The sequence below is a fragment of the Methylobacterium organophilum genome (assembly GCF_022179465.1).
In the GTDB taxonomy this organism is placed as follows: Bacteria; Pseudomonadota; Alphaproteobacteria; order Rhizobiales; family Beijerinckiaceae; genus Methylobacterium; species Methylobacterium organophilum.
The window spans coordinates 310,761-323,686 of the sequence record NZ_BPQV01000002.1; the positions used below are offsets into that span (position 1 = coordinate 310,761).

14 protein-coding genes are annotated in these 12,926 nt (G+C 69.7%); 5 read left to right on the plus strand and 9 right to left on the minus strand.

The window, feature by feature from the left end; genetic code table 11:
- Positions 1–59 precede the first annotated feature (59 nt).
- From MFF21_RS04105 to MFF21_RS04115, 3 genes are all read right to left on the minus strand, one after another.
- Positions 60–743: an OmpW/AlkL family protein gene (locus MFF21_RS04105; protein ID WP_238309929.1), complete on the minus strand. Its 684-nt coding sequence runs from the start codon at positions 741–743 to the stop codon at positions 60–62.
- 124 nt (positions 744–867) lie between these two features.
- Positions 868–2,298, minus strand: coding sequence for a short-chain fatty acid transporter (locus MFF21_RS04110; protein ID WP_238309930.1), 1,431 nt, complete (start codon positions 2,296–2,298; stop codon positions 868–870).
- Positions 2,299–2,390: 92 nt separating this feature from the next.
- A complete protein-coding gene (locus MFF21_RS04115) occupies positions 2,391–3,065 on the minus strand; it encodes a metallophosphoesterase family protein (protein WP_238309931.1) in 675 nt (224 codons plus the stop codon).
- Between the two features lie 256 nt (positions 3,066–3,321).
- Between MFF21_RS04115 and MFF21_RS04120 the strand changes: the two genes are divergently transcribed.
- Positions 3,322–3,813 carry a hypothetical protein gene (locus MFF21_RS04120; protein ID WP_238309932.1) on the plus strand — a complete coding sequence of 164 codons (492 nt, stop codon included), beginning with the start codon at positions 3,322–3,324 and terminating at the stop codon, positions 3,811–3,813.
- Between the two features lie 60 nt (positions 3,814–3,873).
- Here the strand turns inward: MFF21_RS04120 and clpB are convergent, their stop codons facing one another.
- Positions 3,874–6,498 carry an ATP-dependent chaperone ClpB gene (clpB, locus tag MFF21_RS04125; protein ID WP_238309933.1) on the minus strand — a complete coding sequence of 875 codons (2,625 nt, stop codon included), beginning with the start codon at positions 6,496–6,498 and terminating at the stop codon, positions 3,874–3,876.
- A gap of 281 nt (positions 6,499–6,779) precedes the next feature.
- Here clpB and MFF21_RS04130 point away from each other — a divergent pair, with 281 nt between their 5' ends.
- Positions 6,780–7,562, plus strand: a complete 783-nt coding sequence (locus tag MFF21_RS04130) for an MOSC domain-containing protein (protein WP_238309934.1) — start codon at positions 6,780–6,782, stop codon at positions 7,560–7,562.
- A gap of 6 nt (positions 7,563–7,568) precedes the next feature.
- Here the strand turns inward: MFF21_RS04130 and MFF21_RS04135 are convergent, their stop codons facing one another.
- Positions 7,569–7,820 (minus strand): hypothetical protein, encoded by a 252-nt coding sequence (locus MFF21_RS04135; protein ID WP_238309935.1) that lies wholly within the window; start codon positions 7,818–7,820, stop codon positions 7,569–7,571.
- Positions 7,821–8,033: 213 nt separating this feature from the next.
- A complete protein-coding gene (locus MFF21_RS04140; RefSeq protein WP_238309936.1) occupies positions 8,034–8,243 on the minus strand; it encodes a hypothetical protein in 210 nt (69 codons plus the stop codon).
- Between the two features lie 227 nt (positions 8,244–8,470).
- On the opposite strand from MFF21_RS04140, the gene argB reads away from it, so the two are divergent.
- From argB to MFF21_RS04155, 3 genes are all read left to right on the plus strand, one after another.
- Positions 8,471–9,367 (plus strand): acetylglutamate kinase, encoded by an 897-nt coding sequence (gene argB / locus MFF21_RS04145; protein WP_238309937.1) that lies wholly within the window; start codon positions 8,471–8,473, stop codon positions 9,365–9,367.
- A gap of 132 nt (positions 9,368–9,499) precedes the next feature.
- Positions 9,500–10,243 (plus strand): pyrimidine 5'-nucleotidase, encoded by a 744-nt coding sequence (locus tag MFF21_RS04150; RefSeq protein ID WP_238309938.1) that lies wholly within the window; start codon positions 9,500–9,502, stop codon positions 10,241–10,243.
- Positions 10,240–10,659, plus strand: coding sequence for a metallopeptidase family protein (locus MFF21_RS04155; protein ID WP_238309939.1), 420 nt, complete (start codon positions 10,240–10,242; stop codon positions 10,657–10,659). Before MFF21_RS04150 ends, MFF21_RS04155 begins: the two co-directional genes overlap by 4 nt.
- 13 nt (positions 10,660–10,672) lie before the next feature.
- Here the strand turns inward: MFF21_RS04155 and MFF21_RS04160 are convergent, their stop codons facing one another.
- The 3 genes from MFF21_RS04160 to MFF21_RS04170 all read right to left on the minus strand — a co-directional run bounded on the left by MFF21_RS04160 (position 10,673) and on the right by MFF21_RS04170 (position 12,923).
- The gene (locus MFF21_RS04160; RefSeq protein ID WP_238309940.1) at positions 10,673–11,905 is read right to left on the minus strand and encodes a peptide ABC transporter permease; all 1,233 of its coding nucleotides are present in this window, start codon (positions 11,903–11,905) and stop codon (positions 10,673–10,675) included.
- Positions 11,906–12,039: 134 nt separating this feature from the next.
- The gene (locus tag MFF21_RS04165) at positions 12,040–12,579 is read right to left on the minus strand and encodes a DUF2937 family protein (protein ID WP_238309941.1); all 540 of its coding nucleotides are present in this window, start codon (positions 12,577–12,579) and stop codon (positions 12,040–12,042) included.
- Between the two features lie 65 nt (positions 12,580–12,644).
- Positions 12,645–12,923: a hypothetical protein gene (locus MFF21_RS04170; RefSeq protein ID WP_238309942.1), complete on the minus strand. Its 279-nt coding sequence runs from the start codon at positions 12,921–12,923 to the stop codon at positions 12,645–12,647.
- Positions 12,924–12,926 lie beyond the last annotated feature (3 nt).

Sequence of the window (12,926 nt, forward strand, 5' to 3'; positions counted from 1 at the left end):
GCCCGCATCGAGCGGGCGGAACGCGGCGGTATTGCTTGCCCGGGGCCGGCCCCTCCGGTTCAGAACTTGTAGGTGATGCCGCCGCCGAAGATCCACGGATCGATGTCGATCCGGCCGCGCACCACCCCCGCGCTCAGCTTCACCTTGGTGTCGAGGAAGAGCTTCTTCACGTCGAGGTTCACACCCCAATGTTCGTCGAGCATGTAGTCGAAGCCGGCCTGCAGGGCGGGCGCGAAGCTGTTGCTCAGGCGCAGGCCCGTGAAGCCGCCCCGCGCCTGTTCGTCGAAGAAGATCGAGTAGTTCACGCCGGCGCCGAGATAGGGCTTGAACGGGCCGAATCCGTCGAAGTGATACTGCAGGGTCAGCGTCGGCGGCAGGATCCAAGTGGTGCCGATGCGCGTGTCCGCGAGACTTCCAGCCCCCTGGATGCCGTGCCGCGTGACGCCGAGGATCAGCTCCGCGGCGACGTTCTTCGTGAAGAAGTAGGAGATGTCGAGTTCGGGGATAACCGTGTCGGTGATGTCGACCCCCGCGCCGGCGAGGGGCACCCCACCCGCCGAAAGACGGGCACCCGCGTCGGGCCTCACGTCGAGGACGCGCAGGCGCACCATCCAGGGCGACCACGGAGCCGGGAGGGTGACAGCGACGGGCTCGGCGCGGGACGGCAGATCGGCGGAATGGGCGGCTGGCGCCATGACACAGAGGCCGGCGGCCACGGCAAGGGCGTTGATCCTGGTGGACATGGGGAGTCGTCGATCCGTACGTCGCGTGAGGAAGGCACCGGCAAGCCGGCCTCCCTCAAGAACGTCGTCCGTCGAGCCCCCTCCTTGATCCGGATCAAAGGCCGAGCTTACCGCGGCGCGCGCCTCAGCCCGGCAGCACCGGCGGGTGATAGGGCAGGGTGAAAGCCAGGGCCCAGAGCAGGAACAGCACCACCGGCAGGTGGAAGATCAGCTGCAGGAAGCTGAAGCCGACGATATCGCGCGCCTTCAGGCCGAGGATGCCGAGAAGGGGCAGCATGAAGAACGGGTTGATCAGGTTCGGCAGCGCCTCGGCGGCGTTGTAGACCTGCACGGCCCAGCCGAGATGCACCTTCAGCTCGTTGGCCGCCTGCATCACGTAGGGCGCCTCCAGCAGCCACTTGCCGCCGCCCGAGGGGATGAAGAAGCCGAGCACGGCCGAATACACGCCCATCGAGAGCGGGAAGCTGCCCGCCGTGTTCAGCGAGACAAAGGCGTGGGTGATGACGTCGGCCACGCTGGTGCCGCCCGTGTTCTTGGCGCCGGTGAGGATCGCGGCGATGGCGGCGTAGAACGGGAACTGGATCAGGATGCCCGAGGTCGCCGGCACGGCCTTGCCGAGCGCCCGCAGGAAGCGCTTCGGCCGCCAGTGCAACACGAAGCCGAGCATCAGGAACAGGAAATTGTAGGTGTTGAGGTTGGAGATCGCGATCTTCCAGTCCTGCCGGCCGAATTCCTGGATCAGCCAGCCCGCGGCGAGGGCGCCGATCAGCAGGGTGAGGACGGGGGCGTGCTCCAGCCACTCGCCGGGCTGGCGCGGCGGCTCGACATCCGTGCTCTCGGGCGTGGGGTCGATCCCGAGATCCTGCGCCGTCACCGCGCTCTCCCGGCTCGGGGCGGAGGCGACGGCGATCACCGTCGAGATCACCACCAGGACGAGGGCGATCAGCATCGACTGCCAGAGGAAGATGGTCTCGCTGAAGGGGATCACGCCGGTGATCGGCAGCAGACTCGGCGGCAGGCTCTTCGGATTGGCCTGGAGCTGGGCCGCGGAGGAGGACAGGCCCATTGCCCAGGTCGCCCCGAGGCCGAGATAGGCGGCCGCGCCGGCCGCGCGGTAATCGACACGCAGATCCGCGCGCCGGGCGAGCGCCCGCACCAGCAAGCCGCCGAAGATCAGGCTCAGGCCCCAGCTCAGGAGCGAGGTGAGCATGGTCACGAGCGCCACGAAGCCAATGGCGGCGCGCTCGCTCTTCGGCACCACGGCGCAGCGCTCGATCAGGGCCTGGACGGGCGCCGAGGTCGCCACGACGTAGCCGCCGATGGTCACGAAGACCATCTGCATGGTGAAGGGGATCAGGCTCCAGAAGCCGTCGCCGAAGCTCTTGGTGACGCTTTGCACCGGCGCCCCGTTCAGGAGGGCGGCGGCGGCGACGATCACCACCGCGACCGCCACGAATACGAAGGCGTCCGGGAACCACTTCTCCGCCCAGTCGGTGAAGCGCAAAGCCCAGCGGGCGAGCGTCTTGTCTTCCTGCCGGCTCGTGTCTGGCGTCATCGGACCCGTTCGCTCCCTGTCCCGGAGCTTTTGGCCGCCCCGTGGGTGCCATGGTGGCCAAGACCAGCCCCGGCTCAAGGGCCACGGCCACCTCAGCCGGGACGAACCTGCAGGAAATCCACTGCCTGTAGCGCCCCCTCGACGAACACCCCCGCCGTCAGGGCGCCCCCATAGACGGCGCCCGTATCGAGGTTGGTGCGGAAGCGCCGCAGCTCCGGCCGGCCGCGCGTCTGCGGCGTATGGCCGTGGACGACGTGGCGGCCGAAATCATGGTCCACGCTGAGGAAGGGCTCGCGGATCCAGAGATGCGTCTCCGCATCCGATTCGGGCGGTGGCCGATCCGGCCGCAGGCCCGCATGGACGTACCAGTGCCGCTCGTCCGCATGCAGGGTCGGCAACGCCTCGATCCAGTCGAGCACGTCGCCGGAGATCTCCTCCGGGCCGCTGACGCCGAAGGATTCGAGCGTCTGCGCCCCGCCGTTGGAGACCCAGTGCCCGAGGGCGCCGCGCTCGCGCAGCGTGTCGCGCAGCATGGCCTCGTGATTGCCCATCAGGCAGGTCACGGCCTCGGGCTCCCGCCATTGCAGCTTGCGCAGGGTCTCGATCACCCGGGCGCTGTCGGGGCCGCGGTCGATGTAGTCGCCGAGGAAAACGAGCTTCCTGGCCCGTCCCGCCGTATGGGCCTCGATGCGGTCGAGCAGCCCGTCCAGCAGATCGGCGCAGCCGTGGATGTCGCCGACGGCGTAGGTGAGCGTCTCCCCGGTCATGGCATTGTTGTCGGGGGAATCTCGCCGGGGGGCAAGGTCGGGAGAGGCACAGGGGGCCAAGGGCCACCCGGTTCGCCTCACCCCCTCCCGAAGAGGGGGCGCCTAACCCGAAAGAGACGGGTGCCGGCGAACGGGGCGCCGCGTTCGTTTCCCAGGACTGCCCTTCGGGATGCCGGCCGGCTCGGGCCGCAGAACCGGCGTACGTGGAGGGCGGGATCGCAGCAGCACGCGCGGGGCATCCGAAAGGTCGGCTTCCATGCGGATCGCATTCGCAGCCCTCGTCGTCACCATGTCGGCCACGATCTTGGCCCCCACCCCGGCCCTTGCCCAGGACGGCGGGAAGGCCGCGCTGGACCGGCTGAAGGCCGCCCCCGTGCCGAGCCAGCAGGGGGATCTCGACACGATGGGCTTGGCCTCGGCCCATCGCGAGCGGGCCGAGAGCATCGATCAGCGCACCTCGGGGCTGTGGCAGTCCTGGCTCGTCTCGATCTGCGAGGGCTGCGGCCCCGAGCGGCATCTCTACTCGGACAGGGACACCCAGGACTTCATGCGACGCCAGAGCCGCCGCGCCGCCGAGAAGGGCGACGCGAAACCCGACGGGACGGCGGAGGGCAAACCCGAGGGGAAGGCACGGCGCTACGTCTATTTCCCGCCCGCCGGGATCGTCCGGGTCGGCGCGTCGGGCAGCCTCTACAACGACCTCTCGAACCACAACATCGATCAGATCCGGCGCGACCCGAACCGGTGAGCGCGGCCCGATAAACCGGGAAGCCCGGGCGCAACCGCGCCCGGGCTTCCCGCGACCGGATCAGTTCAGCGTCGCCCCCAGCGGGCGGCGCTCGGCGGCGACGTCGCCGATCATCAGGCCCATCGGCCCGAGCCGCACCGGCACCGTCTCGCCGTCGTGGATCTGCCCGGAGAGCAGCGCCTCGGCGAGGGGATCCTGCACGTTCTTCTGGATCACCCGCTTCAGGGGACGCGCCCCGTAGGCGGGATCGTAGCCCTTGTCGGCGAGCCAGTTGCGGGCCTCCTCGTCCAGGTCGAGGGTGATCTTGCGATCCTCCAGGAGCTTGGCCAGCCGCCCGAGCTGGATGTCGACGATCGCCCCCATCTCCGAGCGCGCGAGGCGATGGAACAGGATGATCTCGTCGATCCGGTTCAGGAATTCGGGCCGGAAATGGCTCCGGACGACGCCCATCACCTCGTCGCGCACCGCCTCGGTATCCTGACCCGCCGGCTGGTTGACCAGATACTCGGCCCCTAGGTTCGAGGTCATGATCAGGAGCGTGTTGCGGAAGTCGACCGTACGGCCCTGTCCGTCCGTCAGGCGCCCGTCGTCGAGCACCTGCAGGAGGACGTTGAACACGTCCGGATGCGCCTTCTCCACCTCGTCGAACAGCACGACCTGATAGGGCCGGCGCCGCACCGCCTCGGTCAGGGCGCCGCCCTCCTCGTAGCCGACATAGCCCGGAGGCGCGCCGATGAGGCGGGCGACCGCGTGCTTCTCCATGTACTCGGACATGTCGATGCGCACGAGCGCCGTGTCGTCGTCGAACAGGAAGCCGGCGAGCGCCTTGGTCAGCTCGGTCTTGCCGACGCCGGTCGGCCCCAGGAACATGAACGAGCCGATCGGCCGGTTCGGATCCTGCAGGCCGGCCCGCGCCCGGCGGACCGCGGTCGAGACCGCCTCCACCGCCTCGCGCTGGCCGACGACGCGCTTCGCGAGCGCCTCCTCCATCGCGAGCAGCTTCTCGCGCTCGCCCTCCAGCATCTTGTCGACGGGCACGCCGGTCCAACGGGAGACGACACCGGCGATGTGGGCGGGCGTCACCGCCTCCTCGACCATGCCGTCGCGGGCCACCGCCGATTCCGCCGCGGCCTCGATCTCGGAGAGCTGCTTCTCCAGCCCCGGGATCACGCCGTAGGCGAGCTCGCCCGCGCGCTGGTACTGGCCCTGACGCTGGGCGGCAGCGAGCTCGTTGCGCGCCTCGTCGAGCTTCTTCTTCAGCTCGGCGGCGGCGCCCAGCTTGTCCTTCTCCGCCTTCCAGCGGGCGGTGATCGCGGCGGACTGCTCCTCGAGATCGGCCAGCTCCTTCTCGAGCCGCACGAGGCGGTCGCGGGAGGCAGTGTCGGTCTCCTTCTTCAGGGCCTCGGCCTCGATCTTCAGCCGCACGATCTCGCGGTCGATGTTGTCGAGCTCCTCCGGCTTCGAATCGACCTGCATGCGCAGGCGCGAGCCGGCTTCGTCCACCAGATCGATCGCCTTGTCGGGCAGGAAGCGGTCGGTGATGTAGCGGTTCGAGAGCGTCGCCGCCGCCACCAGGGCCGAGTCCTGGATGCGCACGCCGTGGTGCTGCTCGTACTTCTCCTTGATGCCGCGCAGGATCGAGACCGTGTCCTCGACGGTCGGCTCGGAGACGAAGACCGGCTGGAAGCGCCGGGCCAGCGCCGCATCCTTCTCGACATGCTTGCGGTACTCGTCGAGCGTGGTCGCGCCGACGCAGTGCAGTTCACCGCGGGCGAGGGCGGGTTTGAGCAGGTTCGAGGCGTCCATCGCCCCGTCCGCCTTGCCCGCACCGACCAGCGTGTGCATCTCGTCGATGAACAGGATGATGCGCCCCTCCGCGGCGGTGACCTCGGAGAGCACGCCCTTCAGCCGCTCCTCGAACTCGCCGCGATATTTCGCGCCGGCGATCAGGGCGCCCATGTCGAGGGCGAGCAGGCTCTTCTCCTTGAGGGATTCAGGCACGTCGCCGTTGACGATGCGCAGGGCCAGCCCCTCGACGATGGCGGTCTTGCCGACGCCGGGCTCGCCGATCAGCACGGGATTGTTCTTGGTGCGCCGGGAGAGCACCTGGATCGTGCGGCGGATCTCCTCGTCGCGGCCGATCACCGGATCGAGCTTGCCCTCGCGGGCGGCCTCGGTGAGGTCGCGGGCATATTTCTTGAGCGCGTCATAGGCGTTCTCGGCGCTCGCATTGTCGGCGGTGCGGCCCTTGCGGAGCGCATTGATCGCCCCGTTGAGCGAGGCCGCGGTGACACCGGCAGCGGCCAGGATGCGGCCGGCTTCCGTGTCCTTCTCGACGGCGAAGGCCAGCAGCAGCCGCTCGACGGTGACGTAGGAATCGCCGGCCTTCTCCGCGGCCTTCTCCGCGGTGTCGAACAGGCGCACGAGGTCGCGCGTCGCCTGCGGCTGCGCCCCGCCGCCGGACACCTTCGGCTGCTTGGCGAGCCACTGCTCGACCTGGGCATGGGCGACCCGCGACTGGCCGCCAGCGCGGTCGATCAGGCCGGCGCAGAGGCCCTCGGGATCGTCGAGGAGCACCTTGAGGAGGTGGCCGGGTTCGAGCTGGGGATTGCCCTCGCGCAGGGCGAGCGTCTGCGCCGCCTGGACGAACCCGCGGGCGCGCTCGGTGTATTTTTCGAAGTTCATGCGTCGTTTCCTTTCCCGGACCGGACGTCCCGCCCGCCTCGACGGCACGGCGCGCCCGACACGAACGCCCGCGGTCTCCCCGCCGGGCGGCCGGCGCTCTCCGCGAGCCGCCGGCTCCGCTGATCTGGTGTTGCAGATCGGTTACACAAGGGGGTGCCGAAGCTTTGCATGACCGCTCCGCAGGGCCGACACACATGCGTGTCCCGCTAGCCGCCTGACCTTGATCTGGCGCATGGTCGCGCCCGCGACAGCGTCCCTCCTGCAAACCTGTCCGGAGAGCCATGAGCCCCACGCCGCAGATCCACCTCGCCGCGCTCTACCGCTACCCGGTCAAAGGGCTCTCGCCCGAGCCGTTGGAGACCGCCGATCTCGAAACCAGCGGCTATTTCCCGGGCGACCGGCTCTACGCCATCGAGAACGGCCCCTCGGGCTTCGACGAGGCCGCGCCCCGTCATCTCTCCAAGCTCGCCTACCTGATGCTGATGCGCGACGAGGCACTGGCCCGGCTCAGGACCCGCTACGACGAGGCCGGCCACCGCCTGCGGATCGAGCACGATGGCGTGGTCGCGGTCGATGCCGACCTGCGGGAGGCGGAGGGGCGGGCGGCGGTCGCCAGCTTCCTGAAGGGCTTCCTGCCGGCCGAGGCCCTGCGCGGGGAGCCGCGGCTGCTCACGGCGCCGGAGGGCTACCGCTTCACGGATTCACGCATCGGCTTCGTCTCGCTCATCAACCGCGCGAGCGTCCGCGCCATCGAGGATTTCGTCGGCGCCCCGGTGGATCCCCTGCGCTTCCGCGGGAATCTCTACGTCGAGGGCCTGGAGCCCTGGGCCGAGCTGGACATGTCCGGCCGCGTGCTGGAGGCGCCGGGCGGCCTCCGCCTGAAGCTGACCACGCGGACGCTGCGCTGCGCGGCCACGAATGTCGACCCCCAGACCGGGATGCGCGACCTCGCGATCCCCCGCGCGCTGATGCAGCATCTCGGCCACGCCGATTGCGGTATCTACGCCGAGGTGATCGCAGGCGGCACGTTGAGGGCCGGCGACGCGCTCACGCCGATCGGCTGAGCGACCTCAGCCGGCCTCGCCGAGCTTGAACGGCCGGGGCGGCTCGGCCATCGCGTGGCGACGCTCGCAGGTGATCTTGAGATAGCGGCCCTCGCCCCCGGGCAGGCCCGCCGCGGCCGCGGTGGCCTGGGCGTGCATCACGCATTCCATCGGCGTGCGGGCGGGAGAGACGATGACGTCGAGCGCCGTGTCGCGGGAGCAATCGACGGAAGCCAGCGACGACGCACAGACAAGGGCGACGGCGAGAAGTTCGGACATGACGGACCCCATTTTCGTGTTGCGAAAAGGTCCGCGGGGTTGCTCCGGCGTGCGAGGCACCGCGTGATTATTGCCTGAGCGTTTCCCTTGATTTGATTTGCTCGCAATCAACGCACGCGACATGCCAGTTTGAAGCGGGGCGGTCGTCAGCTCAGCCTTGCGTTGCAAGCATGTCGCACTCCAACCCTCGTCCGTATCCCTGGCGGGACGGCCTCAGCCCCGGGCATTGAGCCAGAGCGGCTCGGGCTCGCAGGAGGGCAGCAGCGCCGCCACCGCGTCGAGATCGACGATGTAGCTCTCCGTCAACCGGTGCCAGACCTCGGAGGAGGTGGCCGCCGTCCGGCCGAGCGCCTCGAGCGTGCTCGCGAGCAGGTTCGGATTGGTGAGGGTCGGGCGCGGGGTGAGGGGATCAGCGTTGAGCATGGGCGAAGAATCCCGTCTGAACAGGACGATGATCCTTCACCTTGGTTAATAGGGCATTAAACGCGATCCCACGACACGGGATGCAAAGCCGGCGAAATGCCCGCGACGCTTCGGGAAATTCCGTCCCGACCACGCACAGGCGGTTCGCAGGAGCGCCGCCTTGCGCTAGAAGCGCCGCCGCGTCCGGGATCGCGCCCCGGGCCCGGGCCACGGAGACCAACACCGCGATGACAGATTCGCTGCCGAACGTGCATGTGCGCGCCGAGATCCTGACCCAGGCGCTGCCGCACATGCAGCGCTACGATCAGGAGATCGTGGTCATCAAGTATGGCGGCCATGCCATGGGCGATCCGGCGGCGGCCGAGGATTTCGCCGAGGACATCGTGCTCCTGGAGCAGTCCGGCGTGAAGCCGATCGTCGTCCATGGCGGCGGTCCCCAGATCGGCAAGATGCTCGGCCGGCTCGGCATCGAATCCGAGTTCCGCGGCGGCCTGCGCGTCACCGATGCCGCCACCGTCGAGGTGGTCGAGATGGTTCTGGCCGGCTCGATCAACAAGCAGATCGTCGGTTGGATCTCGGCCGAGGGCGGCCGCGCCATCGGCCTCTGCGGCAAGGACGGCAATATGGTCCGCGCCAAGCGGGCGCTGCGCACCATCAAGGATCCGGACAGCAACATCGAGCAGGCGATCGATCTCGGCCTGGTCGGCGAGCCCGAGCATGTCGAGCGCGGCGTGCTCGACGCGGTGCTGAAGGCGGAGCTGATCCCGGTTCTGGCGCCGGTCGCCTATGGGGCGGACGGAGCGACCTACAACGTCAACGCGGATACCTTCTCCGGAGCCATCGCCGGCGCCCTGCGGGCCAAGCGCCTGCTGCTGCTGACCGATGTCCCGGGCGTCCTCGACAAGAACAAGAAGCTCATCCCCGAACTCTCCATCGAGGATTGCCGACGTCTGATCGCCGACGGCACGATCACCGCGGGCATGATCCCGAAGGTCGAGACCTGCATCTACGCCATCGAGCAGGGCGTGGAGGCCGTGGTCATTCTCGACGGCAAGGTTCCGCACGCGGCGCTGCTGGAGCTATTCACCGATTACGGTGCCGGCACCCTCATCCGCCGCGGCTGACCTGACGCGCATGGGAAGAGAGGGGTGATCGCTGCGACGCGATCACCCCGGAGCGTTAAGCTTCCTTTCGCAACGCAATGGTCTATTTGTAGAGGGTGGGCGTTCCGCCCATCCTCATCCCCCCGAGGCCTCTTGTTCCTTCCGGGCAAAAGCCACTTCACCGCCGCCGATTCCCGCGGTTTCGATCATGTCGACACCTGGGTGTTCGACCTCGACAACACGCTCTACCCGAGCGAGGCCATGGTCTGGCCGCAGGTGGACGAGCGGATCACCCTCTACGTGATGCGCCTCTACGGGCTCGATGCGATCTCGGCCCGCGCCCTGCAGAAGCATTTCTACCACCGCTACGGCACCACCCTGAAGGCGCTGATGGTGGAGGAGGGCGTCGACCCGCACGACTTCCTCGATTTCGCCCACGACATCGATCACTCGACGATCAAGCTCGACGACGCCCTCGGCGCCTCGATCGAGCGGCTGCCCGGGCGCAAACTGATCCTCACCAACGGCTCGCGCCGGCACGCGGAGAACGTGGCGCGCAAGCTCGGCATCCTCGACCATTTCGAGGACGTGTTCGACATCGCCGCCGCCGATTTCGTGCCCAAGCCCGAGCGCACCACCTACGAGCGCTTTCTCGACCGGCACGGCGTCGACCCGGCCCGTGCCGCCCTGTTCGAGGACATCGCCCGCAACCTCCTAGTGCCGCACGATCTCGGCATGTCCACCGTGCTGGTGGTGCCGCAGACCCCGGACCCGTTCCGCGAGCGCTTCGAGCAGGAGGCGGTGAAGGAGCCGCATATCGACCACATCACCAACGACCTCGCCGGCTTCCTGCGCGACTGCGTGCAGCCGGTCGCGACCCTCCCCACCGGCAAGTGACCGAGGCCGGCTTCGACTGGGGAGAGCGGCGGGCCCCGAGCCTCGCCGAGATCGAGGCCCTCGCCGACGCGGCCTATGAGCGCCTGCCCGAGGCGTTCCGCCGTCTCTGCGACGGTTTGCGCATCCATGTGGACGATTTCCCCGACGAGGAGACGCTGACCGAGATGGATTGCGAGACCGCCTTCGATCTGCTCGGGCTGTTTCGCGGCGTCGGCCTCGCGCAGGCAGGCATGGTGGCGACGGGGCAGATGCCCAACGCCGTCTGGCTCTACCGCCGGCCCCTCCTCGACTACTGGGCCGAGCACGACGAGACGCTGGGCCACCTCGTCGCCCATGTCCTCATCCACGAGATCGGCCACCATTTCGGGCTGTCTGACGAGGACATGGCCGCGATCGAAGCCGCGGCCGCCGATTAGGCGGCGACGGGCCTCAGGCCTCGGCGCGGGGACGGATGGGCAGCCTCACCTTGGGGCGGCGGGTACGGAACTGGCCGCGCTCGATCGCCACGAACACGAGCACCGCCAGCGCCAGGGAGGTCAGCCACCAGATCACGGTGACGCCGACGCCGCAGCAGGCGATGGCGAAAGCGGTCACGAAGGCCGCCGTCGTCCCGGGGGCGAGCAGAGCGGAATCGCGCCCGGCGCGGCGGATCGCGTTGTGGAGCGCGAAGGCCAGGGCGAAGGCGCCCACGATGCCGAGTTCGTACCAGATCCCGAACAGCAGGGTGGTCGGCGCATTCGGCGGCAGGACGCCGAAGATGCGGCCGCGCAGGGCGGATTCGAGGCCATGTCCAGTGATGAGGCGCAGCGGCTCGGTGGACACCACCTTCTGCCACGCCTTGAGGGACAGCACGCCCGGCGAGAGCGGGCCGAACAGCACGGCGCCGAGCGGCCGGGCGAGGAAGGGGATCACCGGCGCCAGCGCGATCAGGCCAGCCGTCACCACCGCCGTGATTCGGACGCCGAGCTGCTGCCAGCGGGTGGTGATGGCGAAGGCGATGGCGCCAGCGGCCAGGGCGAAGAGGGGGATCGGCCCCGGCGCGATCAACAGAGCGGCGGCCACCAGGATCACCGTGACCAGGGCCTCCACGTCGCGGCGGCGCGAGCGCAGCCACGCCACCGCCGGCCAGGCGAGCAGCGCGAGCAGGACTGCGCCGCGTTCCAGGGTGCTGTCCCCCTCGGCGGCCTCGGTGAAGCCGGCGGAGTCGCTGAGCGCGGCGAGCGCCATCACCACCGCCGCGGCGCCGACTCCGAGGGGGAGCAGATAGAGGTTGGCCGAGCGCATCCGCTCGGGCAGAGCGAAATAGCCGAGCAAGGTCAGGCCGATCGCCCCGAACAGGTTGGCGACGCGCTCCGCCGCGGGGCCGGGGAATGGCGTCCAGACCAGCGAGACCGCCGACCACAGCACCACCAGCAGCCCGGCGAGGAACGCGGGGGCCTTGAGGAGCCGCGATAGGCTCGGGGCCACCTTGCGCTGGCGCCCGTCGATGGCGCTGGCGATGACGAGGAGCACGACGCCGATCGGCGCGAGCACCACGAGGGCCCGGCGCGAGACCTGGGCGGCGATCGGCGTGATGACGAACAGCCCGAAGAAGCCGATCCGGCGCAGGAGCGCCGCGGCATCGAGCGCGGGATCGTCGGTTTGGCTGGAGGCGCGCACCATGGTCGGAAGAAGGCCGTGACCGGCGCGACGAGGGAATGCGGGCGCCACGGAATGTCCTCTAGCGGAGGCCCTTGCGGCGGGCTGTAGGCGGGCTGCAACACCGCAACCGCAAGCGGCAAGCGCGCGCCATGCGGTCAGACCGGGGTCGTTTCCGTGCCCCGCCGCACCCGCCAGGACGATCGGCGGCCGAGGAGGCGCCCGGCATCGGCCAGCAGGCGCCAGCCGGCCCAGGTGGCGAGGAAGCCGACGAGACCGGCGATGAGCCCGTCCGCCGTGGTCGGCACCGCCGGCTGGTAATCGCGATAGGCGGCGCGGGCGAGGCCCATATCCGGCGAACGCATCACCACTAGGAGGCGGCCGAGCGGGCTCGCCGCCTCGTTGAGCGCGGTCTGCTGCGCCTCCAGCGCCCTCAGCCGCTCGATGTCGTAGCGGGCCGCCTCGCCCCGGCGGGCGACCAGCGCGTCGGAATTCCGGCGCAGCCGCTCCAGGGCGGCATCCCGGCTCTGCCCGGTCGCCTGGGCATCGCCGTCGAGGGTGGCGACCTCGCGGCGCAGCTCGTCCACGGCGCCGCCGAGGCGCTGGGCGTATTGCTGCGCGTATTCCGGTCCCTGCGCCGCCACGGCGCCGCCGAGAACCCCGAGCGCGAGGCCGAAGGTACGGATCACCCGGAGCACGTCGCCACCTCCCGTAAAGCTCACAGGACAAGAGCGGGATGCGGGCCGACGTTCCCGGCTCCGGCCTAGCTTCCCGCAGAATCCGCGTTCCGGAGCGCTTCGGCCACCGCGTCCGCCGTCACCTCGGCCGCCGGCCTGCGGATCTTGAGGGCGCGCGTCGGCCGGCCCGGCACCTGCACGAGGATCACCGTCTCGAAGCCGGGGCAGGCCGGATCGGCGCAGGCGATCTCGCTGACCTTCACGACGACATCCTCGGCGAAGCCGCCGGCCGCCCGGGTCCAGGCCGCGATCCGCCCGCGGACCGGCTCGTCCGCTCTGGGTCGTCGGAAGCCGAACAGGCCCATGCG